This window comes from Georgenia muralis (genome assembly GCF_003814705.1).
Classification (GTDB): Bacteria; Actinomycetota; Actinomycetes; order Actinomycetales; family Actinomycetaceae; genus Georgenia; species Georgenia muralis.
This window is the reverse complement of sequence record NZ_RKRA01000001.1, coordinates 1,755,206-1,775,316: the sequence shown is the minus strand read 5'-3', so window position 1 is coordinate 1,775,316 and position 20,111 is coordinate 1,755,206. Positions and strand designations below refer to the sequence as shown.

At 75.3% G+C, this 20,111-nt stretch carries 18 protein-coding genes, 1 tRNA gene and 1 pseudogene; 7 read left to right on the top strand and 13 right to left on the bottom strand.

All coding sequences use genetic code 11. From position 1 onward, the window contains the following. Positions 1 to 144: 144 nt before the first annotated feature. Genes EDD32_RS19785 through EDD32_RS07840 form a run of 3 tightly spaced genes read right to left on the bottom strand, consistent with a single transcriptional unit; the run spans position 145 to position 2,706 of the window. A complete protein-coding gene (locus EDD32_RS19785; protein ID WP_123916424.1) occupies positions 145 to 1,356 on the bottom strand; it encodes a glycosyltransferase family 4 protein in 1,212 nt (403 codons plus the stop codon). Continuing rightward, entirely contained in the window at positions 1,353 to 1,733 is a 381-nt protein-coding gene (locus EDD32_RS07845) for a 6-pyruvoyl trahydropterin synthase family protein (protein ID WP_123916422.1), read from the bottom strand. The genes EDD32_RS19785 and EDD32_RS07845 overlap by 4 nt, the downstream gene beginning before the upstream one ends. A 13-nt stretch (positions 1,734 to 1,746) precedes the next feature. Then, entirely contained in the window at positions 1,747 to 2,706 is a 960-nt protein-coding gene (locus EDD32_RS07840; RefSeq protein WP_123916420.1) for a zinc-dependent alcohol dehydrogenase, read from the bottom strand. A gap of 99 nt (positions 2,707 to 2,805) precedes the next feature. Here EDD32_RS07840 and EDD32_RS07835 point away from each other — a divergent pair, with 99 nt between their 5' ends. Continuing rightward, positions 2,806 to 3,636, top strand: coding sequence for an HAD hydrolase family protein (locus EDD32_RS07835; RefSeq protein ID WP_123916418.1), 831 nt, complete (start codon positions 2,806 to 2,808; stop codon positions 3,634 to 3,636). Between the two features lie 7 nt (positions 3,637 to 3,643). On the opposite strand, the gene EDD32_RS07830 is transcribed toward EDD32_RS07835, so the two are convergent. From EDD32_RS07830 to EDD32_RS07810, 5 genes are all read right to left on the bottom strand, one after another. After that, on the bottom strand, positions 3,644 to 5,020 hold the full coding sequence (locus tag EDD32_RS07830) for an MBL fold metallo-hydrolase (protein WP_123916416.1): 1,377 nt from the start codon (positions 5,018 to 5,020) through the stop codon (positions 3,644 to 3,646). A gap of 145 nt (positions 5,021 to 5,165) precedes the next feature. Beyond that, on the bottom strand, positions 5,166 to 6,488 hold the full coding sequence (locus EDD32_RS07825) for a DUF2252 domain-containing protein (protein ID WP_123916414.1): 1,323 nt from the start codon (positions 6,486 to 6,488) through the stop codon (positions 5,166 to 5,168). 62 nt (positions 6,489 to 6,550) lie between these two features. Next, the gene (locus EDD32_RS07820) at positions 6,551 to 7,051 is read right to left on the bottom strand and encodes a CarD family transcriptional regulator (RefSeq protein WP_123916412.1); all 501 of its coding nucleotides are present in this window, start codon (positions 7,049 to 7,051) and stop codon (positions 6,551 to 6,553) included. Between the two features lie 301 nt (positions 7,052 to 7,352). Continuing rightward, positions 7,353 to 7,441, bottom strand: a tRNA-Ser gene (locus EDD32_RS07815). Positions 7,442 to 7,495: 54 nt separating this feature from the next. Next, positions 7,496 to 8,629 carry an NAD(P)/FAD-dependent oxidoreductase gene (locus EDD32_RS07810; RefSeq protein WP_123916410.1) on the bottom strand — a complete coding sequence of 378 codons (1,134 nt, stop codon included), beginning with the start codon at positions 8,627 to 8,629 and terminating at the stop codon, positions 7,496 to 7,498. Between the two features lie 45 nt (positions 8,630 to 8,674). On the opposite strand from EDD32_RS07810, the pseudogene EDD32_RS20005 reads away from it, so the two are divergent. Next, a pseudogene (locus tag EDD32_RS20005) lies at positions 8,675 to 10,681 on the top strand (hypothetical protein); the annotation flags it as partial. Between the two features lie 178 nt (positions 10,682 to 10,859). Continuing rightward, positions 10,860 to 10,997 carry a multicopper oxidase domain-containing protein gene (locus EDD32_RS20000; RefSeq protein ID WP_281274911.1) on the top strand — a complete coding sequence of 46 codons (138 nt, stop codon included), beginning with the start codon at positions 10,860 to 10,862 and terminating at the stop codon, positions 10,995 to 10,997. Positions 10,998 to 11,009: 12 nt separating this feature from the next. Here EDD32_RS20000 and EDD32_RS07800 read toward each other — a convergent pair whose 3' ends face one another. Then, positions 11,010 to 11,483 carry a hypothetical protein gene (locus EDD32_RS07800; RefSeq protein WP_123916408.1) on the bottom strand — a complete coding sequence of 158 codons (474 nt, stop codon included), beginning with the start codon at positions 11,481 to 11,483 and terminating at the stop codon, positions 11,010 to 11,012. A 105-nt stretch (positions 11,484 to 11,588) separates the two neighbouring features. Between EDD32_RS07800 and EDD32_RS07795 the strand changes: the two genes are divergently transcribed. Further along, positions 11,589 to 12,404, top strand: coding sequence for an NAD-dependent protein deacetylase (locus EDD32_RS07795; protein WP_123916406.1), 816 nt, complete (start codon positions 11,589 to 11,591; stop codon positions 12,402 to 12,404). Positions 12,405 to 12,430: 26 nt separating this feature from the next. On the opposite strand, the gene EDD32_RS07790 is transcribed toward EDD32_RS07795, so the two are convergent. After that, positions 12,431 to 12,697, bottom strand: coding sequence for an acylphosphatase (locus EDD32_RS07790; protein WP_123916404.1), 267 nt, complete (start codon positions 12,695 to 12,697; stop codon positions 12,431 to 12,433). Beyond that, positions 12,694 to 13,179, bottom strand: coding sequence for a tRNA adenosine(34) deaminase TadA (gene tadA / locus EDD32_RS07785; protein ID WP_123916402.1), 486 nt, complete (start codon positions 13,177 to 13,179; stop codon positions 12,694 to 12,696). Before tadA ends, EDD32_RS07790 begins: the two co-directional genes overlap by 4 nt. Positions 13,180 to 13,213: 34 nt before the next feature. Here tadA and upp point away from each other — a divergent pair, with 34 nt between their 5' ends. From upp to EDD32_RS07770, 3 genes are all read left to right on the top strand, one after another. Beyond that, on the top strand, positions 13,214 to 13,852 hold the full coding sequence (gene upp / locus EDD32_RS07780; protein ID WP_123916400.1) for a uracil phosphoribosyltransferase: 639 nt from the start codon (positions 13,214 to 13,216) through the stop codon (positions 13,850 to 13,852). A 2-nt stretch (positions 13,853 to 13,854) separates the two neighbouring features. Next, positions 13,855 to 14,838, top strand: a complete 984-nt coding sequence (locus tag EDD32_RS07775) for an alpha/beta hydrolase (protein WP_123916398.1) — start codon at positions 13,855 to 13,857, stop codon at positions 14,836 to 14,838. 283 nt (positions 14,839 to 15,121) lie between these two features. Next, a complete protein-coding gene (locus EDD32_RS07770; protein WP_123916396.1) occupies positions 15,122 to 17,719 on the top strand; it encodes a helix-turn-helix transcriptional regulator in 2,598 nt (865 codons plus the stop codon). On the opposite strand, the gene EDD32_RS07765 is transcribed toward EDD32_RS07770, so the two are convergent. Continuing rightward, positions 17,688 to 19,280 (bottom strand): MFS transporter, encoded by a 1,593-nt coding sequence (locus EDD32_RS07765; protein WP_123920338.1) that lies wholly within the window; start codon positions 19,278 to 19,280, stop codon positions 17,688 to 17,690. The two genes, EDD32_RS07770 and EDD32_RS07765, sit on opposite strands and share 32 nt — an antisense overlap. Positions 19,281 to 19,315: 35 nt before the next feature. Further along, positions 19,316 to 19,873: a MarR family winged helix-turn-helix transcriptional regulator gene (locus EDD32_RS07760; RefSeq protein ID WP_170175245.1), complete on the bottom strand. Its 558-nt coding sequence runs from the start codon at positions 19,871 to 19,873 to the stop codon at positions 19,316 to 19,318. Between the last annotated feature and the right edge of the window lie 238 nt (positions 19,874 to 20,111).

The window sequence follows — 20,111 nt, the reverse complement described above, 5'->3', positions numbered from 1 at the left end:
GTCAGCAGCGCGGCGCCGACTCAGCAGCGGGCGGGTTCAGTCAGCACACCGTCTCGTCCTGACTCGCCCCGGAACCTACGATTTCACCCGGAACCTACGACCTCATCGGCACCGGACAGCCGAGAACGCCTCCACCGCTCGGATCTAGGACCGAGGCGGGATGCCGGACAGCCCGAGCGCGGCCGCCACTGCTCGCGCCGTGTCCTCCCAGGTGGGCAGGTGCGGTGCGGTCTCGAGCGCCGCTCGGCGCCACCGTGCGCGAACACCGGGGTCGACGAGCCAGCTCCGGAGGACCTCCGCCAGCCGCACGGGGTCGCCCGGCTGGACCGCGGCACCGGGGTAACCGCCGCTCCCGGGGTGAGCGCCGGGAAGCCCGCCGCTCCCGGGAAGCCCGCCGCTCCCTGGGTGAGCACCGGGTACACCGTCATCCCGTCGCGCCCCGGCCGACCGCCCGGCCTCACCACTGCCCCGCCCGAGCCCGAGCGCCTCCTCGGCGCCCGTGCCCGCCCCGACGACCGCCGGGATCCCGCGCGCGAGCGCCTCGACGACGACGAGACCGAAGGTCTCCGTCCGGGAGGGCAGGACGAGCAGGTCGGTGGCACGCCACTCCTCGTCCAGGGCCCTCCCGATGAGGGGACCGGGCAGCCGCACCCGTCCGGTGAGCCCCTCATCGGCCACCGATCGTGCCACCTGGGCGGCGTAGCCGGGCTCCGCGTCGCCCGGGCCGGCGACGGTGGCGGTCCAGGTGAGGTCGCGAAGCAGGCCCAGGGCGCGGACCAGACCGAGGGGGTCCTTCGTGGGCGTGAGGGCCCCGAGCATGAGGAGGTGCGGCACCCGGCCGCCCGGCCGCCCCGCATCCGCGCCCGGTCGCCCCGCATCCGCGCCCGGCACGACGGCGCCGGGCCTGGCCACGGCGACCGACGTGAGACCGTGCCGGGTCCGGAGGTCCTCCGCCGCCGTGCGGGAGGTCGCCACGACCACCGAGGCGAGGCCGAGCGACCGTGCCTCGAGCGCGGAGCGCTCGGCCCGCTTGTCGTCGGTGAGGCCGCGCTCCTCCGCGAGCGGCATGTGGACGAGGACGGCGACCCGCCGGCCCGCCCCGACGGCGGTCGCGACGGCGTCCGGGGCTCCGCAGGCCACGATCCCGTCGACCAGGCTCAGCGGCTGCGCGAGGAGGACCTCGGCCAGCGCCGCCCGGTCCAGCGGGTCCGCGACCGGCCACGTCCCGGGGAGCCGGTGCACCCCGACCTCCACGCCGAGCAGCCTCAGCGCCCGGACGAGCTCGTCGTTGTAGGTGTTCCCGCCGCTGGGGGCCTCACGGTCCCACGTGACGAGGGCGAGGCCCGCTCGGTTCACCCCAGGTCCATGGCGTACCCCGCCCACGCGTCCGGGTGCTCGCGCAGCACGACGTCCAGGCCGGCGTAGACCCCCGGCGCCAACCGCGCCGCCACCCGCTCGGCGACGACACGGGCGAGGGTCTCGGTGGTGGTCAGGGTGCCGGCGAGGTCGGGGTGGTCGTCGAGGTTGGTGTAGTCGAGGTCCGCGAGCGCCTCGCGCAGCAAGGTCGTCGCCTCACCGATGTCGATGACGATGCCGGCGTCGTCGAGGTCCCGCCGGGTGATCGTCAGCTCGACGACGAACGTGGCGCCGTGCAGCTGCTGCGCTGGTCCGAACGCGGGGTGGGGCAGGGAGTGGGCGACCATCATGTGGTCCCGGACGGTCAGGCGGTACATCGTTCTCCTTCGCTCAGTACTCGACGACATGGCACAGCGCGGAACGGTCCTCGGCGAGCCGGCCCATCGCCGACGGCAGGTCCGCGAACGGGGACCGGCCCGTGAGGAGCGCGTCGAACACCGGGTCGGCGAGGAGCCGCAGCGCCAGCGCGAGCCGGTCCGCGGTGGTCCGGCGGGCGCGTCGGGCGGCAGCGACCGCACCCACCTGGCTGGCCCGGACGGTGAGGCGGCGGGCGTGGAAGTCCGCACCGAGGGGCACCCGCGGCGACGCCGTGCCGAACCAGGACATCTCGATCAGCTCGCCCTCGTCGCCCAGCAGCTCGAGCCCGCGAGCCAGTCCGGCCTCGCTGGCCGAGGCGTGCACGACGACGTCGCAGTCGCCGGCGGCGGTCTCGGGCGCGACGAGCTCGACGCCGAGGGCCGCCGCGAGACCGGCCCGGGAAGGGTCCACGTCCACGAGCTGCAGCCGCTCGAGGGGGAACCGGCGCAGGAGCGCGGCGACGGCGGAGCCCACCATGCCCGCCCCCACCACGGCCACCCGGTCGCCGAGCCGCGGCCCGGCGTCCCACAGGGCGTTGACGGCGGTCTCGACGGTCCCGGCGAGGACCGCCCGGTCGTCGGGGACGTCGTCGGGCACCACCGTGACGGCAGCCGCCGGGACGACGTACCGGTCCTGGTGCGGGTGCAGGCAGAAGACCCGTCGGCCGACGAGCTCGGCCGGGCCGGCCTCGACGACCCCCACCGAGAGGTAGCCGTACTTCACGGGTCCGGGCAGGTCCCCGACCTGGAACGGCGAGCGCATGAGCCCGGCCACGGCGGGCGGGACGTCCCCGCGGTGGACCAGCAGCTCGGTCCCGCGCGAGACGCCGGAGCGCAGGGCGCGCACGAGCACCTCGCCGGGCCCGGGCTCGCGGGCGGGCTCGGTGCGCAGCTCCCCGGCGCCGGGCCCGGTCGTCCAGTACGCGGTCCACATGCGACCTGATTCTGCCCGGGGCCGGCGCCGGCGCACCCCGGCGCCGCGCCGCGGGGACCACGCACTACGGTGAGGTGCCGGACCCGGAGGAGCTGAACCATGGACCTGCCCGAGCACCTGGTGGACGTCGACGCGATCGCGTTCGACGTCGACGGCACCCTCGCCGGTGCCGACCACCGGGTGAGCCCGCGCACGCTGCGCGCGCTCGCCGCCGTCCGGGCCGCCGGTGTCGAGCCGGTCATCATCACCGGCCGGATCGCCGACGCCGCGCTCGCGATCCTCGCCGACGCCGGGATCGACGGCTACGTCGTCGCCGCCGGCGGTGCCGTCGCCCTCGACAGCCGCGACCGCCGCCCGCTGTGGACGGCCACGATGGACCCGGCCGAGACCCGGGCCGTCGTCGACTTCTGCGCGGGCCGGCCCCTCGAGCCGAGCCTGTTCACCGCCGACGCGATGGTCGTCGAGCAGGGCAGCGTGGTGCACGACCTCCTCGTCGCCGCGAACCCCGAGGCGACGACGCTCGCCGTGCCGGCCGCCGAGCTGCCCTACGACCGGACGACGAAGGCCGTGGTCTTCGGCGAGCCGGCGAGCCTCGACGCGGTGGACGCGGAGCTGCGGGCGGCGTTCCCGCGGATGGTCCGGTCGATGCCGACGGCGTTCGAGATGGGTGCCGAGGGCGCCGACAAGTGGGCCGCCCTCTCGGCGGTCCTCGAGCGGCTGGGGGTCTCCCCCGCCCGGACCGCGGGGGTGGGCGACGGGGAGAACGACCTGGTCTGGCTCACCCGGATCGGCTTCCCCGTGGCGATGGGCAACGCCCTGGCCACCGTCAAGGAGCTCGCCCACCTCGAGATCGGTCACCACGCCGACGAGGCGGTCGCCGAGCTGGTCGAGGGCCTGCTCGCCGCCCGGTCTGCCCGCGGCGGGGCCTGAGCCCCCGTCAGTCGAGCCGGACCCGCTCCCCCGGCCGGGGCACGGCCACCGTCCAGTCCAGCTCCTCGCGGATCCGGCCGGCCAGCGCCCGGGAGGCTGCGGTCTCGCCGTGGACGACATAGACCGTCTCCGGCTCCTCGGGCAGGGCCCGGAGCCACGCGACGAGCTCGCCGGCGTCGGCGTGGACGGAGAACTCCTCGTCGAGCACCACCTCGGCGCGGACCGGGACGTAGCGGCCGTGCATCTTCAGCTCGTGCGCGCCGTCGAGGAGCGCCCGCCCCCGGGTCCCGACGGCCTGGTAGCCGGTGAGCACCACGCAGCTACGCCGGTCGGGCAGCAGGTGGCGCAGGTGGTGGACCACCCGCCCGCCGGAGGCCATACCCGACGCGGAGACGATGATGCACGGCATGACGGCCGAGTCCAGGGCCATGGACTCCTCCGGCGTCGCCGCGGTGTGCAGCGCCGGCAGGTCCACGAGGTCCGGCCCGACGTCCTCGCGCATCTCCCCGCGTGCCGCCGCGCGGCGGTAGACGTCGAGGGCGGCCAGGGCCATGGGGCTGTCGACGAAGACCGGCACCCCCGGGATGAGGCCGCGGCGGGTGAGGTCCGACAGGGCGTGGAGAACGAGTTCGGTACGGTCCACGGCGAAGGCAGGGATGAGCACCGTCCCGCCGCGGCCGACCGTGCGGCGGATGGCGTCGGCGAGGACAGCGTGGCCGGTCCCGGCCGGGTGGACGCGGTCGCCGTAGGTGGACTCCACGACCACGGTCCGGGCGCCGGGGGGCGTCCCCCGCGGGCGCAGGACCGGGTGGGTGGGTCGGCCGAGGTCGCCGGAGAACAGCACCCGCGCGGCTCCGGTCGCCACCGACACGCTCGCCGCGCCGAGGACGTGGCCGGCGCGGGTGAAACGCACCGTCGTCCCGGGTCGGATCTCGGTGTCGGTGTCGAACGGCCGCCCGCGGAAGAGCGCGAAGGACCGCTCGGCGTCGGCCACCGTGTACAGCGGCAGGGGCGGGTCGTGCCGTGACCAGCCGTCGCTGCGGGCGTCCTGGGCGTCGCGCTCCTGGAGGTGGGCGGCGTCCCGCAGGACGATCTCGATGAGCTCGCGGCTGCCCTCGGTCATCCACACCGGCCCGTCGAAGCCCTCCCGCACGAGGGCGGGCAGGTACCCGCAGTGGTCGAGGTGGCAGTGGGTGATCACGACGTCGTCGATCGTGTCCGGCGGGACGGGGAAGGGCTCCCAGTTCTTCCGGCGCCACTGCCGCTCGCCCTGGTACAGCCCGCAGTCGAGGAGGAGACGGTGGCCGCCGCCCTCGAGGAGGAACTTCGAGCCGGTGACCGTCCCCGTACCACCGAGGAAGGTCAGGCTCTCGTGACCGGCCATACCCCACGGTCCCGCCGCTTCCCCCCGGGCGGAAGTGGCCATCGTCCCGCGGGGGCGCGACCCGCCGGGCGGTCCCGGCTCCGGGCCCTCCGCCCAGGGGATCAGCCGCCGGGCGGTCCCGGCTCCGGGTCCTCCGCCCAGGGGATCAGCCGCCGGGCCCCAGGCCCGGGATCCGTCCGTTGCGGAAGGCGTCGACGAACAGCGCGTGGTCCTCGCGGGCACGCGCGCCGTAGTCGCGGCCGAAGGAGACGATGTCGTCGACGAGCTCGTCCTCCGCGCCGGCGACCACGTCCGCGACGGCGTCCTCGGTCTGTAAGTCCACGAGCGGGGCGTGCTCGGCGTCGACGTCGGAGACGCAGTGCACCTTGGCCGTCGCCCGGCCGAGCTGCTCGAGGACGTCGGCGATCTCGTCGACGTCGGTCAGGCGGGACCAGTCGACGTCGGCCTCGTAGGGCGAGAGCTCGGAGACGACGAAGCCCACGCCGTCGTGCTCGCCGCCCTCCATCCGCACCCACCCGAGCCACGGGTCGGCGTAGGCCTGGAGCGTGCGCTGCGACACGGCCGTCCGGTGGCCCTGGTGCTCGAAGAACTCCTCCGCCTGCGCGTCGGGGGCGATGCGGCTGGCGGCGGGCACCCCGCCCTGCTTCATGGTGAGCACGACGTCGTTCTCCAGCGCCTGCGTGTGCCCCTCGACGAGGAGGTTGTACGCCGGCAGGCCGGCGCTGCCGATCCCGAAGCCGGCCTTGCCGACGACGTCCTTGAGCTCGTACGTCAGGCTCCCGAGCTGCTTGGACTCGGGGATGGTCTCCAGGTACGCCTGGTAGGCCCCCTCCACGACCGCTCGCTCGGCGGCCTCGAGCGCGCGCACGCCGGGACCGATGCGGAACCGGCGGGCGTAGTCGTCGACGACCGTGAGCTTCTCCAGCAGCCCCACCCGGGTGCGCAGCTGTGCGGTGAGGAGGGCGTCGTGGACGGCGCCGCGCGCGGTGTCCAGCCGCAGCGACCACTCGTGGTCCCGGTCGGTCTCGACGAACGTGCGGACCTGGTCGACGTAGGCCCGCAGGTAGGTGGCGGTGAGGCCGGCGATGTCGTCGTCGGACAGGGCCTTGGTCCAGCCCATGACCGCGAGGCTGGCGGCCATGCGCCGCAGGTCCCAGGTGAAGTGGCCGAGGTAGGCCTCGTCGTAGTCGTTGACGTCGAAGACGAGGAAGCCGTGTCCGTCCATGTACGTCCCGAAGTTCGCGGCGTGCAGGTCGCCCTGGATCCACACCCGGCCGGTGCGCTCGTCCGCCCACCGGTCCTCGATCTCGGCGACGTCGGCGTAGAACAAGCACGCGGTGCCCCGGTAGAACGCGAACGGGTCGGCCGCCATCGCGCGGAACTTGTGGCGGAAGGCGCGGGGGTCGGCGGCCATGAGGTCGGCGAAGGCATCGGTGAGGACGTCGACGATCCGCTCGCTGCGCTCCATCCCCGGCACGGTACCCGCGGCGGGGGTGGGGCGCGCCCCGCCGCGGCCGCAGGACCCGTGGCTCAGCTCGCCGTGGCGACGCGCCCGAGGATCGCCTCGTCGAGCCGGTGCTCCGCCTCCTCGTGCGGCAGCGCGAGCGCGACGCTCGCCTCGGCGACGAGCAGTGCGCGCGCCTCGCGGAGCTGGTCGCGCTCGCCGAGGGAGAGACCGTGCGCGTGCAGGCGGCGGGTGAGGTCGCGGACGACACCGGCGGTGACGAGCAGGTCCCCCACCCGCAGCCTGTCCTGGGTCGCCTTGTACCGGCGCGACCAGGCGGCCTCCTGAGCCTCACCCGGGCCGCCCAGGACGGCGAGGAGGCGTGCACGCTGCTCGTCGTCCAGGAGCGGGCGCAGGCCCACGTCGTCGGCCCGGTCGAGCGGTACGCCGATCTCCAGGGCGCTGCCCTGGACCTGCAGGCGCAGGTACGTCATCGGGATGCCCCTGACGGGACGGGTGGTGATCTCGATCACGGTGGAGGGGCCGTGGTGGGGATGGACGACTGTCTGGCCCTGGGAGAACTTCATCGCGTGACGCCTTCGCTGAGCGGGGCGCCGTGCTCGGCCGCAACCCCGACGCTGTCGGGGATCGGCCGTCCCTCGTCCGCAGGGCGGGGTGCGTCACGCGGACGGGGGAGCACGGAGGCACACGGACCCACGCGGGTGGGGCCGCTCACCTCCGCGAACCGGCTGCTCCATTGTCCCACCCGTCAGCGCGGTGGTGCCGGGGTGATTCGTGTCATACCGGCGGACGGCAGAACCCCCGCTCGGCACCCTTCCGGGCCCTCACGGGGGTTCTGTCACTGCGCGGGTCTGACCTCGGCCCTGCTGGCGGTAGCGGTGGGATTTGAACCCACGGAGGCTGTTAACCTCACACGCTTTCGAGGCGTGCTCCTTAGGCCGCTCGGACACGCTACCTCGCCGGGCGATGCTACCGGCAGTGACGGCGAGCGGCCAAAACGGCGCCGGTGGTCACCGGCCGAGCACGTGGGTCGTCACCGGGGCGAGGCCGTCGAGCCGGGCGAGGGAGAAGGCCGCCACGTCCGCGTCCGGCGACCGGCCCTCCGCGAGGTCGGCGAGGACCAGGCCCATGAGGGCGGAGAACTTGAAGCCCTCGCCGCTGTCGCCGCAGGCCACCACCACGCCCCCGGGGAGGGTATCGACGACGAACCGGCCGTCCGGGGAGGTCGTCCAGGAGCAGGCCTGCGCGTCGCGCGCGACCGGCGTCAGGACCGGCAGGTCGCGACGCACCCGCTCGAGGATCTCGGCGGTGAGGGCCGCGTCGGGGGTGCGGTCGTCGTCGCCGGGCCCGAGGTCGCGGACGGCGCGGTCGAGCCCGATCTTGTAGCCGCGTCCGGGCGTGGGCATCGCGTACAGCGCCGGCTCGCCCTCCCGCGGGCCCTCGAAGAGGCAGGGCAGGTGGTCGGTGTCGTCACCGGGGCCGCCGACGTGGACGACCTGCTCGAGGGAGGGACGCAGCGCAACCTCCACGCCGAGCGTGGCCAGCAGCGCGGCCGCGCCGGGGCCCGGGGCCAGGACGACGACGTCGCCCGCGAACCGCCGCCCGTCCGCGCACACGACCACCGGCCCGGTCGTCGTGGTGAGGACCTCGACGACGTCGGCGCCGATCTCGACCCGGCCGCCGGCCGCGCGGAGCAGCCGCTCCTGCGTCGCCATCGACCCTGCCGCGAGCACCGGGCCGGCGTCGGCCTGCCAGACGGCGGCGCGGCCGTCGGGCCGCAGCCCCGGGAAGAACCGGCCGACGTCGCCGGGCTCGACCACCTCGTGCGGGACGTCCTCGGCGGCGAGCGCGTCCACGACGGCGTCGAGGGTGGCGTCGTCGCGCCAGAGCAGGCCCCGGCGCAGGACGATCTCGGACCCGCCGGCGCGGGCCAGCCGCTCCATCGCCTCGACCGAGCGGCGCGCCAGGCGGACGCGGGGGCGGTCCGGGTGGGTCAGGCGCCACAGCCTCGTGGGCCCGGAGGAGGAGGACAGCGGGCCGGCCACCCCGTGGCGGTCGAGGAGGAGGACCTCGTGGCCGCGGCCGGCGAGCTCGGCCGCCGCCGGCAGGCCCCAGGCACCTGCCCCCACCACCACGCACCGCATGGGCCGAAGGGTACCGACCGGACAATCCCGGGCACACCGCCCGGGATGCGGGTGAGGCGGGGTGAACCGGGACCTCGTTCCCCCCTGAGCAGGACCTGTGGGCCCTTGACACGGGGGGCCGGTCCGGTTCGATGGTGCTGGCGGGGGGCCCGCTCGACCCGAGGAGGGGTCAGGATGACCCACGACCGTCGCCCGCCCCTTACCGACGGGCTCGGGCCCAGCCGGCGCACCGTCCTGCGAGCCGGCGGCGCCGGGTTCGGGCTGTTCCTGCTCGGCTCCGTCGCCGGCCGGCCCGTGGCGTGGGAGGTGCCCGCGAGCGCGGCGATCCCCGGCGGGACGCTCGACCCGACGTCGATCCCGAAGTACGTCACCCCGCTCCTCGTGCCGCCCGCGATGCCGCGCGCGGGCCGGGTCACGCTCCGGGGCGGACCGAACGCCGACTACTACGAGATCTCCATGCGTCAGCTCGCGCAGCAGATGCTCCCCGCAGGCCTGCCGCCCACGACCGTGTGGGGCTACGGGGCGGTCGCCGCCACCGCCCCGCACGGCCTGCTGCTCCACAACGCCCCATCCCTGACGATCGAGGCACGCGCCGGGCGGCCGGTCCGGGTGAAGTGGGTCAACGACCTCGTGGACGAGCACGGCCACCACCTGCCCCACCTGCTGCCGGTGGACCCCACCCTGCACTGGGCCAACCCGCCCGGGGGGGACATGGGCCGCGACACACGCCCGACGACGTTCGACGCGCACCCGGAGCCCTACACCGGCCCGGTGCCGATGGTCACCCACGTGCACGGCGCCGTCGGTGTCGGCGACGAGAGCGACGGGTACGCCGAGGCCTGGTACCTGCCCGATGCCGACGACGTCCCGGCCGGGTACGCCGAGACCGGCACCTGGTACGACTTCTTCGCGGGCAAGGCCGAGAGCGGCTTGGGCGTGACATGGGGCCGGGGGTACGCGACGTTCCAGTACCCGAACCTCGACCGGGCGTCGACGAACTGGTACCACGACCACACGCTGGGGATGACCCGGCTCAACGTCTACGCCGGCCCGGCCGGCTTCTACATCATCCGCGGCGGCCCGCACGGCGACGACGCCGTCGTCGACACCCGCACCGGGCGCCGGGCCGTCCTTCCGGGCCCCGCCCCCCGCGAGAACGACGCCTTCCCGCCCAACAAGACCTACTACGAGATCCCGCTCGCCATCCAGGACCGCTCGTTCAACGCCGACGGCTCGCTCTTCTACCCCGACACCCGCGAGTTCTTCGACGGCCTGGTCGCGCCGTACGTCCCCGACGGGGAGTTCTCCCCGATGTGGAACCCGGAGTTCTTCGGCAACACCCTCATCGTCAACGGCAGCACGTGGCCCTATCTCGAGGTCGAGCGGCGCCGGTATCGCCTGCGGTTCCTCAACGGCTGCCAGTCCCGGTTCCTCATCCTCGACTTCGGGGGGATCCCGGGCGCCGAGGCGTGGGTCGTCGGCAACGAGGGCGGCTTCCTCGACGCGCCGGTCGACCTCACGGCCGCCGCGGACAACCGGTTACTCCTGGGCCTGGCGGAGCGGGCCGACGTCATCCTCGACCTCACCGGGGTGCTCGAGGGCGAGTACGTGCTGCGCAACGTCGGCCCGGACGAGCCGTTCGGCGGCGGCACCCCCCACGAGGCGGAGCACGACGGCGACTTCGAGCGTGCGGACCCGGACACCACCGGCCAGGTGATGCAGCTGCGCGTCGTGACGGCCCGCGGGCCGGACCCGACGACGCCGCCGCGGTACCTGGGCCTGCCGGCCGCCGTGCCGCTGCCGGACGCCGACCGCACGCGCGGCCTCGCGCTCATCGAGGAGATGGGCGAGGGCACGGACGCCGCCGGGGAGATGGTCGAGGGCCCGGTCGAGGCGCTGCTGGGCACGGTCGGGCCCTCCGATGCCGAGGGCCCCCCGGTTGCGGCCGGGGTGTGGGTCGCCCGGAAGTGGGTGGAGCGCGTCAGCGAGAACCCCGCCGTCGGGGCGGTCGAGGTGTGGGAGTTCTACAACACCACGGGGGACTCCCATCCCATGCACGTCCACGAGGTCGCCTTCGCGGTCGTCGACCGTGAGGGCCTGGTCCCTGGACGAGGAGGGCGAGGTCGTCAGCCCGGTCGAGCTCGACGGCAACGTCACCGGACCCGAGCCGTGGGAGACCGGCGTGAAGGACACGGTCATCGCCTACCCGGGCCAGGTCACCCGGGTGAAGATGCGCTTCGACCGGCCGGGCCAGTACGTCTGGCACTGCCACATCGTCGAGCACGAGGACAACGAGATGATGCGTCCGTTCCGCGTCGGTCCGGAGCAGCCCGGCCAGCCGCTGCCGCCCCCGCACGGGGCGCACTGACGACGGCCGAGGTCACTGCGTGAGGTCGAGCTCGCCCCAGCGGTGGGCGAGGGCCCGGACGTCGTCGTCGGTCAGGACGATGCGTCCGCCCTCGTCCACCGCCGGGCCCGGGGCCCCGTCCTCGTCCCGGTCGGCGCCGGCGTCACCGCCGCTGTCGCCGTCCGCCTCGAGGACGTAGAGCCGCTCACGCACCTCGGACTCGGCCGCGAGGTAGATCTCGTGACCGTCGTCGCGCAGGCGCACGAACGCCCACCACCCGTCCGGCCCGCGGCGGTGGCGCGGCCGCGCATCGGACCACGGCACCTCCCACCACGGACCGTCGGTGACGCACACCCGGATCCGCCGGTGCCCGCCGGAGGGGGTGAGGGTCTCCAGGACGTCGTCGTCGAGCTCCCACGCGCCGGCGGCGCCGGTGAGGTAGGACAGGACGACGTCGCGGCCGCGGGCGTACAGCCGGTCGTCCACCTGACCGCTGTCCGTGCTCATGACGACACGCTAGGCCCGCGCCTCCCCCGCCCGCTTGCGGACGCGCGGGGACGCCGGCCGCCGGCGGACGCGCGGGGACCGCGCCCGCGTGCCTACCCTGCTCGCGTGACCGGTGACCTCGAGCGCACCCTCGCCCTCCTGGCGGGACGGCGGCTGGCCGTCCTCACCGGCGCCGGGGTCTCGACCGACTCCGGCATCCCGGACTACCGCGGCCCGGGCTCCCCGCCGCGCACCCCCATGACCTTCCAGCAGTTCGCCGGCGACGAGGCGTTCCGCCGCCACTACTGGGCCCGCAACCACGTGGGCTGGCGGCACCTGCGCCGGGCCGAGCCCAACGACGGCCACCTGGCGCTCGCCCGGCTGGAGGCGCGCGGCGTCGTCGTGGGGGTCGTCACGCAGAACGTCGACCTCCTCCACCGGGCCGCGGGGTCGCGCCGCGTGATCGACCTGCACGGCCACTACGAGGAGGTGGTCTGCCTCGGCTGCGGTGCCGTCGTCACCCGCGCCGCGGTGCACGAGCGGCTCACCGCCCTCAACCCGACCTTCGACCGCCGTGTCGAGGACGTCGAGATCGCGCCCGACGCCGACGCCGTCATCTCCTCCACCGCCGACTTCGTGGTGGCCCCGTGCGAGCGCTGCGGCGGCATCCTCAAGCCGAACATCGTCTACTTCGGGGAGAACGTGCCCCGCGACCGGGTGGCGGACGCCTTCGCGCTCGTCGACGAGGCCGACGCGCTGGTCGTGGCGGGCTCGTCCCTGACCGTCATGAGCGGCCTGCGCTTCGTCCGGCACGCCGCGCGGCACGGCCGGCCGGTCGTCATCGTCAACCGCGGCGCCACCCGCGGCGACCCGCTCGCCACGGTCAAGCTCGACGCCGGCACGTCCGAGACCCTCACCGCCCTCGCCGACCGGCTGCCCTGACCGGACCGCCGGCCGCGCCGCGGCAGTCAGAACGTGTCGAAACCGGCGAGGCCCTCCGGCTCCTCCTCGTGCACGTCCACCCCGGTGACCTCGGCGTAGCGCGGGCCGCGCCCGCACCACCGGACCATCGCCGCGACGGCGTCCGGTTCCCCCTCGAACACCGCCTCGACCGTGCCGTCCGGGCGGTTCGCGGCCCAGCCCCGCACGCCGGCGCGCTGCGCGGCGTCGGCGCACGAGAACCGGAAGCCCACCCCCTGGACGAGGCCGCGGATCACCACGCGCCGGCGGATCACGGCTCCGCCCGGCGGGTGCGGAAGAAGGTGGTGAGCAGGCCGGCGGACTCCTCCGCCCGCACCCCGCCGACCACCTCGACGCGGTGGTTGAGGCGGGCGTCGCGCACGACGTCGCGCACCGACCCCGCGGCGCCGGCCTTGGGGTCCCAGGCCCCCAGGACGAGCCGGTCGACCCGGGCCAGGACGAGGGCGCCGGCGCACATCGTGCACGGCTCGAGGGTGACGACGAGGGTGCACCCCGTCAGCCGCCAGGTGCCCAGCGTCCGGGCCGCCTCGCGCAGGGCGAGGACCTCGGCGTGCGCGGTGGGGTCGCCGTCGGCCTCGCGACGGTTGCGCCCGCGCCCCAGGACGCGCCCGTCGGGGCCCAGGACGACGGCACCCACCGGCACGTCGTCGCTGGTGAGGGCCTCCCGGGCGAGGCCGAGCGCCTCCTCCATCGCGGCGGTCACCCCGGTGGCCACCGGGACGGCGTGCGGTCTCATGTGACCATCATGGCGCGGACGGTAGTTTGAGCCCATGCGCCTGCACGTCGCGGACCACCCGCTGATCGCCCACAAGCTCACCGTCCTGCGCGACCAGCGCACCGAGTCCCCGACGTTCCGCCTCCTCGTCGACGAGCTCGTCACCCTCCTGGCCTACGAGGCCACCCGGGACGTGCGGGTGGACAAGGTCCAGATCACCACCCCCGTCGCGTCCGCCGTCGGGACCCACCTCGCCGCGCCCCGCCCGATCGTCGTGCCGATCCTGCGCGCGGGCCTGGGCATGCTCGAGGGCATGACCCGGCTGCTGCCGACGGCGGAGGTCGGTTTCCTGGGCATGCAGCGCGACGAGACCACGTACGAGGCGATCACCTACGCCAACCGCCTGCCCGACGACCTCTCGGGCCGGCAGTGCTTCGTGCTCGACCCCATGCTCGCCACCGGCCACACCCTCGTGGCGGCGATCAACTACCTCCTCGAGCGGGGCGCCCGCGACGTCACGGCCATCTGCCTGCTCGCCGCCCCCGAGGGCCTGCGCGAGCTCGACGAGGCCGTGGGCACCCGTGGGGACGTCACCATCGTCACGGCCGCGGTGGACGAGCGGCTCAACGAGCGCAGGTACATCGTCCCCGGCCTCGGTGACGCCGGTGACCGCCTCTACGGCGTCGTCGGCTGACGATGACGGCGGAACCCGGTCCCGACCCCGTCCTGGGTGAGCCCTGGCTCGCCCGCACCCTGGCGCTGCGCACCTCCGACGGCGGCGAGGACCCCGCCGCCCCGGACGTGGCCACGCTCGTCCACCGCGACGACGCCGGCGCGCAGGACCGGGCGGTGCTCTACCTCCACGGGTTCACCGACTACTTCTTCCAGGCCCACCACGCCGAGGCGTGGACGGCGGCGGGGTACGACTTCTACGCCCTGGACCTGCGGCGCTCCGGCCGGTCCGCGGGCACCCACCCCCGCCCCGCCGACGTGCGGGACCTGCGGGTCCACCACGAGGAGATCGACCTCGCCCTCGCCGCGATCCGCGCGTCGGGCGCCCGCCACGTCGTGCTCCTGGGCCACTCCACCGGCGGGCTCCTGTCGGTGCTGTGGGCCCACGACCACCCCGGCGGCGTCGACGCCCTCGTGCTCAACTCGCCCTGGCTCGACCTCAACGCCGGGTGGGTCACCCGCGGCCCGGTCACCGCCGTGCTCGACCGGGTCGGCGCACGCCTGCCCGGTCTGCGGGTCGGGGCCCTCGGCCAGGCCTACGGACGCCACCTGCACGCCGGCACCGGCGGCGAGTGGGACTTCGACCTCGCCCTCAAGCCCCACGAGGGGTTCCCGGTGCGGGCCGGCTTCATCCGGTCGGTGCGCCGCGCCCACGCCGAGGTCGCGGCCGGGCTCGACGTCGACGTCCCGGTCCTGCTCGCGTGCTCCACGCGCAGCGGGGACCGCAAGGCGCCGGGGCCGGCGGACCTGTCCTCCTCCGACGTCGTGCTGAACGTGCGCCAGATGATCGCCCGGGCGCCGATGATCGGGCCGGACGTGACGATCCTGCAGGTCCCCGGCGGACTGCACGACCTCGCGCTCTCCCCCGCGCCGGCCCGGGAGTACTTCACCCGGGCGGCGATCGAGTGGGTGGACGCCCGGCTCGAGGACCTCTCGCCGCGCGGCTGACCCGCCCGGCCGGCCCAGGACAGACGCGCGACCGCGCCACCGACGCCGTGCCCGACCGCGCCACCGACGCCGTGCCCGACCGCGCCACCGACGCCGCGCACGACCGATGCCCCCGGGTGACGCAGGGGGGGGAATTGCCACCCGGGGGCAGTCTGTCGGGGCACGAGGCCCACGGGGAGGGAACCCCGATGGGCACAGGCAACCACAGCCCCGTTCACACCGGTGCCGTACCCGGTTACTCCATTCCACCCACGGCGCTACTCAGCCTGGCTAGTCTCCGGACATGGTGTGGCCCGTCAGCGGTCGTCGGGACGAGGTGAGCGCCCTCGAGCGGCAGCTGCGCGCCGGCGGTTCGGCCGTCGTGCACGGACTCTCCGGCGCGGGGCGCACCGGGATCGCCCGGGAGATCAGGCGCCGGTGGGAGGCCGCCGGCGGCCTGGTCCACTGGTGCCCGGCGACCCCGGGGTCGGCCACCCTCCCGCTCGGGCTCCTCGTCCAGCTCGGGCTCCCCGGGGCCGGCACGGCCGACCTCGCCGCGGCCCGCTCGTTGCTGCGGTCCGAGGCGCGCCAGCGTCCGGTGCTCCTGGTCGTCGACGACGCCCACCTGCTCGACGAGGGCTCGCTGCTCGTGGTGCGCCAGCTCGCGTCCGTGCCGGGCGTCTCGAGCCTGCTCACCGTGCGCGCCGACGCCCCGGTCCCCGCCGCACTGACGCTGCTGTGGAAGGACGACGGCGCGCTGCGCCTGGAGCTCGGTCCGCTGGACCGGGCGGCGAGCACCGACGTCCTCGCGGCCGCCCTGGGAGGACCGCTCGACCCGGAGTCCGCGGGGCGGCTCTGCGACCTCGCCGACGGCAGGCCGCTGCTGCTGCGCGAGCTCGTGGAGGCCGCCCGGTCCCAGGACCTGCTCGACCTGGTGGACGGCCGCTGGCACCTGCGCGCGGTCCCGGCCGTCACGCCGCGCCTGGCCGAGCTCGCGGGCCAGGACCTGGTGCAGGTGGGCGAGGTGCCCCGCCGGGCGGTCGAGGCCCTGGCGCTGACCGGGGGGCTGCCCCTCGAGGTCCTCGCCCACCTCACCGACCTCGAGACCCTCCAGGCCCTGGAGGAGGCCGGGGCGGTCCGCGTCGAGGCCGACCACGGACGCCGGGTCACGCTCGTGCACCCGCTGGCTGCGGCCATGGTCCGCTCGGTCGCCTCCCAGACCCGGCTCGTGCGTCTGGCCCGCGAGCTGCTGGACCTCGACGGGACCGCGCAGATCACCGATCCCGTCGCCGTCGCCGAGCTGTGGCAGCGCTCGGGGCGCGAGGGGCCTCCTGCGGTGTTCCTCACGGCCGCCCGCGAGGTGCTCGCCGCGGGTGACCTCGCGCGGGCGGCGGCGCTCGCGGAGGAGGCGGTCCGGCGGGGCGGCAGCACACCCGCGCTGCTCCTGCGGGGCGACACCCTCCTGCGGCTGGGGCACGGCGCGGAGGCCGAGGCGGCGCTCGCGGCCGCGTGCGCGGGGGCCGCCGACGACGACGAGCTCACGGAGGCGACCCTGCTGCGATTCACGAACGACATGTTCGTGCGCGGCGAGCCCCACCTGGCGATGTCGGCGGTGGAGAGCGCCCGCGCGGTGGTCACCGATGCGGACGCCCAGGACCGGCTCGACGCGGCCATGGCGCTCGCCGCCATCTTCCGCGGCGACATGACGGCTGCCCTGGCGGCCTGCGAGCAGGTGCTCGCCCGACCGGACCCGCGGCCGGTGACGCTCCTCGACGTCCTCATCGCGTCGGTCATCGCCCGCACGCTCCTGGGCGACCTCACGACCGCCACCGCCGAGTCCGGGCGGGCCGTGGCCCTCGCCGAGGAGCTGCACCGCGAGCGGCCCCAGGCGCGGGACCAGGCGGGCCTCAACCACGTCATGGTGCTCATGGAGGCGGCCCGCCTGGACGAGGCCGCCGCCGTGGCGCGACGGGGCTTCGCCACCGCCACGGCCGGGGGGGTGCCGGCATCCATCGGCACCTGGACGAACGGCCTCGCCTGGGCCCTGTGCGAGCAGGGCCACCTCACCGAGTCCGAGGCGCTGGCCCAGGAGGCGGCCCGCCGGCTGGAGGCCCTGGACCCGCTCGGGGTCCGGGGCGTCGCCCTGGCCGTCGCCGCCCGCAGCGCGGCGCAGCTCGGCGCCCCCGACCGGGCTCAGGGGTATCTCGACCAGCTCGGAGCCGTGCCGCCCACCGACCTGCGCACCCGCACCCTCGTCCACCACGCGGAGATCTGGGTCGCAGCCGCCCGGGGCGAGGTGACCAGGGCGACCGAGCTCGCCCTGGGCCACGCGGCCGAGGCGGCCGACTCCCACCTCGTCTGGGCGGGTGCACAGCTCCACGTCGCCGTACGGATCGGCGACGCCCGGACCGTCCTCGCCCCGCTCGAACGCCTCGCCCAGGGCCGGGACGCCCCGCTGCTGCGGCTGCGGGTGCGCCACGCGCGAGCGCTCGCCGCGGAGGACCGGGCGGCCCTCGAGGGTGTCGCCGCCGAACTCGCCCGGGCGGGCCTGCCGCTCTGGGCCGCGGAGGCGCTGGCGCAGGCTGCGGAGCTCGCCCGGCGAGCCGGCAACCCACGCGACGCCGGCCGGGCCAACGCCCTCGCGGCGGCCCACCTCGAGCGCACCGGCTACGCCGCGACGCCGGCCCTGGTCCGCACCCGCGACCCCCTGACGAGCCGCGAGCGGGAGGTCGCGCTCATGGCGAGGGCGGGGGCGTCGTCACGGGACATCGCCGAACGGCTCGTGCTGTCGGTGCGCACCGTGGACAACTACCTGGCGTCGGTCTACCGCAAGACCGGCGCCCACGGGCGTCAGGACCTCGCGGCGGTCCTCATGGACGCCCGGGCGGCAGAGGGTCGCTGACAGTGCGCCGCTCCGCCGCGGCCGACGGCCCCGCGGTCGCCCAGGTGCTGCGCAACGTCGACCCCCGCATGAGGAGCGTCGCGACGAACGCCAGCAGGCTCACGAGCCCGGCGACGGCGAAGACCGAGCCGATGGCGTCGCCGTATGCCCCGCGGACGAGGTCCGCCATCGCGGCGGGCAGCGCCCCGAGGTCCAGCGAGGCGGTCGCGGCGTCGGTGCCGGCGGCGTCGACCCCTGCGTCGGCCGCGCCGTCGAGGGTCAGCGCCGTCACCCGCTGGGCGTAGACGGCGCCGAGCACCTGGATGCCGACCGCGCCGCCGAGCGTGCGGAAGAAGGTCACGACCGCCGTCGCCGCCCCGACGTCGCCCAGTTCGACGGTGTTCTGCACGGCCAGGACGAGGTTCTGCATGGAGGCGCCGAGGCCGACGCCCGCGACGAGGAGGTAGAGGGCGACCAGGGGGACCGGGGTGGTCGAGCCGACGGTGGCCATGAGGCCGATGCCGACGGTGAGCAGCCCGACTCCCCCGACCACCGCGGGCCTCCAGCGCCCGGTGCGGGTGACGAGGTTGCCGGCGACCGTGGAGGAGACCAGCAGCCCGAGCATGAGCGGCAGGCCCAGCCAGCCGGCGACCGTCGGGGAGTACCCGCGGCCGATCTGGAAGTACTGGCCGAGGAAGACGTTGGAGCCGAACATCACCGTGCCGACCGCGAGGCTCGCGACCACCGCGAGCGCCGTCGTGCGGGCGGTGAGGATCGACAGCGGCACCACCGGCTCGGGGGCGCGGCGCTCGACCAGGACGAAGGCGACGGCGGTCAGGAGGGCCGCCCCGAGGAGGGCGCCGGTCTGCCAGGAGATCCAGTCGAACTCGTGGTCGGCGAAGGAGACCCAGAGCAGCACCAGGGTGGCGGAGAGGGAGATCAGCGCCGCCCCCAGCCAGTCCACGCGGGCACCGGGGCGCCCGCCGCCGGGCACGTGGAGGGACCGGGTGAGGACGGCCAGGGCGATGAGGACGAAGGGCACCGCCACCCAGAAGGTCCACCGCCAGCCCAGCCAGGGGGTGTCGACGATGATGCCGCCGACGAGCGGGCCGGAGACGGTCGCCGCGGCGATCACCGCGCCCAGGTAGCCGTTGTACCGGCCGCGCTGCCGCGGCGGGATGAGGGAGGCGATGATGATCTGGGTGAGGACCATGTTGGCCCCCATCCCCACGCCCTGGACGACCCGGACGGCGATGAGCATGCCCGCCGAGGTCGACAGGCCCGCGAGCACCGAGCCGGCGAGGAAGACCACCATCGAGGCGAGGAGCAGCCTCTTCTTGTCGTAGAGGTCCGCGAGCTTGCCCGCGATCGGGGTCACGGCCGTCGAGGCGAGGATCGTCGAGGTGACGATCCAGGTGTACTGCTGCTGGGTGCCGCCGATCTCCCCGACGATGACCGGCAGCGCGTTGCCGACGATGGTCGCGGACATGTTGCCCACGAACATCGCCAGGAGCAGCCCGGTGAGGACCTTGAGGATGTCGCGGTGGGCCTCGTGCGCGGCGAGAGCCTCGGCGGGCGCCATCCCGGCGTAGGCCCGCCGCTCGGTCAGCGCCCGGCTCACGCGCCCACCCCCGCGGTCGGTGCGTCGACCTCGGCCTGGACGCGGGCGTCCGGGCCCGTCACCGGCGCCCGGGCCGCACTTCCGTCTGCCTGCCCGTCGGCGAGACGGGCGTAGACCTCGCCCGAGACGGCCACGAGGTCCGCGAGGTCGCCCGCGAGGCGCTCGATCCGCTCGACCGGCCAGGTGCTCAGCGCCTCGCCGACCGCCCGGACGTGCAGGGCACGCAGCTCGGCAACCCGGGCCCGCCCGGCGTCGGTGAGGGAGACGAGCGACGCACGGCCGTCCTCGGGGTCGGGGCGGCGGGCGATGAGACCCGCCTTCTCCAGCACGGCCGCCTGCCGGCTCGCCACGGAGGGGTCGACCATCTGGACCTCGGCGAGGCTGGCGACCCGGCACTCGGAGGCGCGGTGGAGGGCGAAGAGGAGCTGGACCTGGGTGGCGTGCAGCCCGAAGAGCTGGGCGACCAGCACCGAGCTCGTGCGGCTGCGCCGGCCGAGCGCAGCGATCTGGTCGAGGACGCGGGCGGAGGCCTCAGGGCGACGAGATTCGGACACCCTTCTGACGTTACAGGTACATGCAGCATGCATCTAGTCGTGCGAGGGTGGCGCTCGTCGCACCCGGGGGTGCCACGGTGACGGCGCCCACACCACCCAGTGATCCCTCCGTAGCCGCGCGAGCGATCCCTTCGTCGCCGAGCGATCCCTTCGTCGCCCAACGATCCCGGTACACCACGCTCACTTGGCGACGAAGGGATCTCTCGAGATCGGGTGGTGCATGCATGAATCGGTGTCC

What these genes read in the sequence shown, in the direction of transcription:
- EDD32_RS07825 (WP_123916414.1), bottom strand. Translation starts at nt 6,488, where the DNA reads ATGGAGCGCAGCGAGCGGATCGTCGACGTCCTCACCGATGCCTTCGCC.
- tadA (WP_123916402.1), bottom strand. Translation starts at nt 13,179, where the DNA reads ATGAGACCGCACGCCGTCCCGGTGGCCACCGGGGTGACCGCCGCGATG.
- EDD32_RS07840 (WP_123916420.1), bottom strand. Translation starts at nt 2,706, where the DNA reads ATGTGGACCGCGTACTGGACGACCGGGCCCGGCGCCGGGGAGCTGCGC.
- upp (WP_123916400.1), top strand. Translation starts at nt 13,214, where the DNA reads ATGCGCCTGCACGTCGCGGACCACCCGCTGATCGCCCACAAGCTCACC.
- EDD32_RS07800 (WP_123916408.1), bottom strand. Translation starts at nt 11,483, where the DNA reads ATGAGCACGGACAGCGGTCAGGTGGACGACCGGCTGTACGCCCGCGGC.
- EDD32_RS20000 (WP_281274911.1), top strand. Translation starts at nt 10,860, where the DNA reads ATGCGCTTCGACCGGCCGGGCCAGTACGTCTGGCACTGCCACATCGTC.
- EDD32_RS07765 (WP_123920338.1), bottom strand. Translation starts at nt 19,280, where the DNA reads ATGGCGCCCGCCGAGGCTCTCGCCGCGCACGAGGCCCACCGCGACATC.
- EDD32_RS07810 (WP_123916410.1), bottom strand. Translation starts at nt 8,629, where the DNA reads ATGCGGTGCGTGGTGGTGGGGGCAGGTGCCTGGGGCCTGCCGGCGGCG.
- EDD32_RS07845 (WP_123916422.1), bottom strand. Translation starts at nt 1,733, where the DNA reads ATGTACCGCCTGACCGTCCGGGACCACATGATGGTCGCCCACTCCCTG.
- EDD32_RS07775 (WP_123916398.1), top strand. Translation starts at nt 13,855, where the DNA reads ATGACGGCGGAACCCGGTCCCGACCCCGTCCTGGGTGAGCCCTGGCTC.
- EDD32_RS07830 (WP_123916416.1), bottom strand. Translation starts at nt 5,020, where the DNA reads ATGGCCGGTCACGAGAGCCTGACCTTCCTCGGTGGTACGGGGACGGTC.
- EDD32_RS07820 (WP_123916412.1), bottom strand. Translation starts at nt 7,051, where the DNA reads ATGAAGTTCTCCCAGGGCCAGACAGTCGTCCATCCCCACCACGGCCCC.
- EDD32_RS07770 (WP_123916396.1), top strand. Translation starts at nt 15,122, where the DNA reads ATGGTGTGGCCCGTCAGCGGTCGTCGGGACGAGGTGAGCGCCCTCGAG.
- EDD32_RS07835 (WP_123916418.1), top strand. Translation starts at nt 2,806, where the DNA reads ATGGACCTGCCCGAGCACCTGGTGGACGTCGACGCGATCGCGTTCGAC.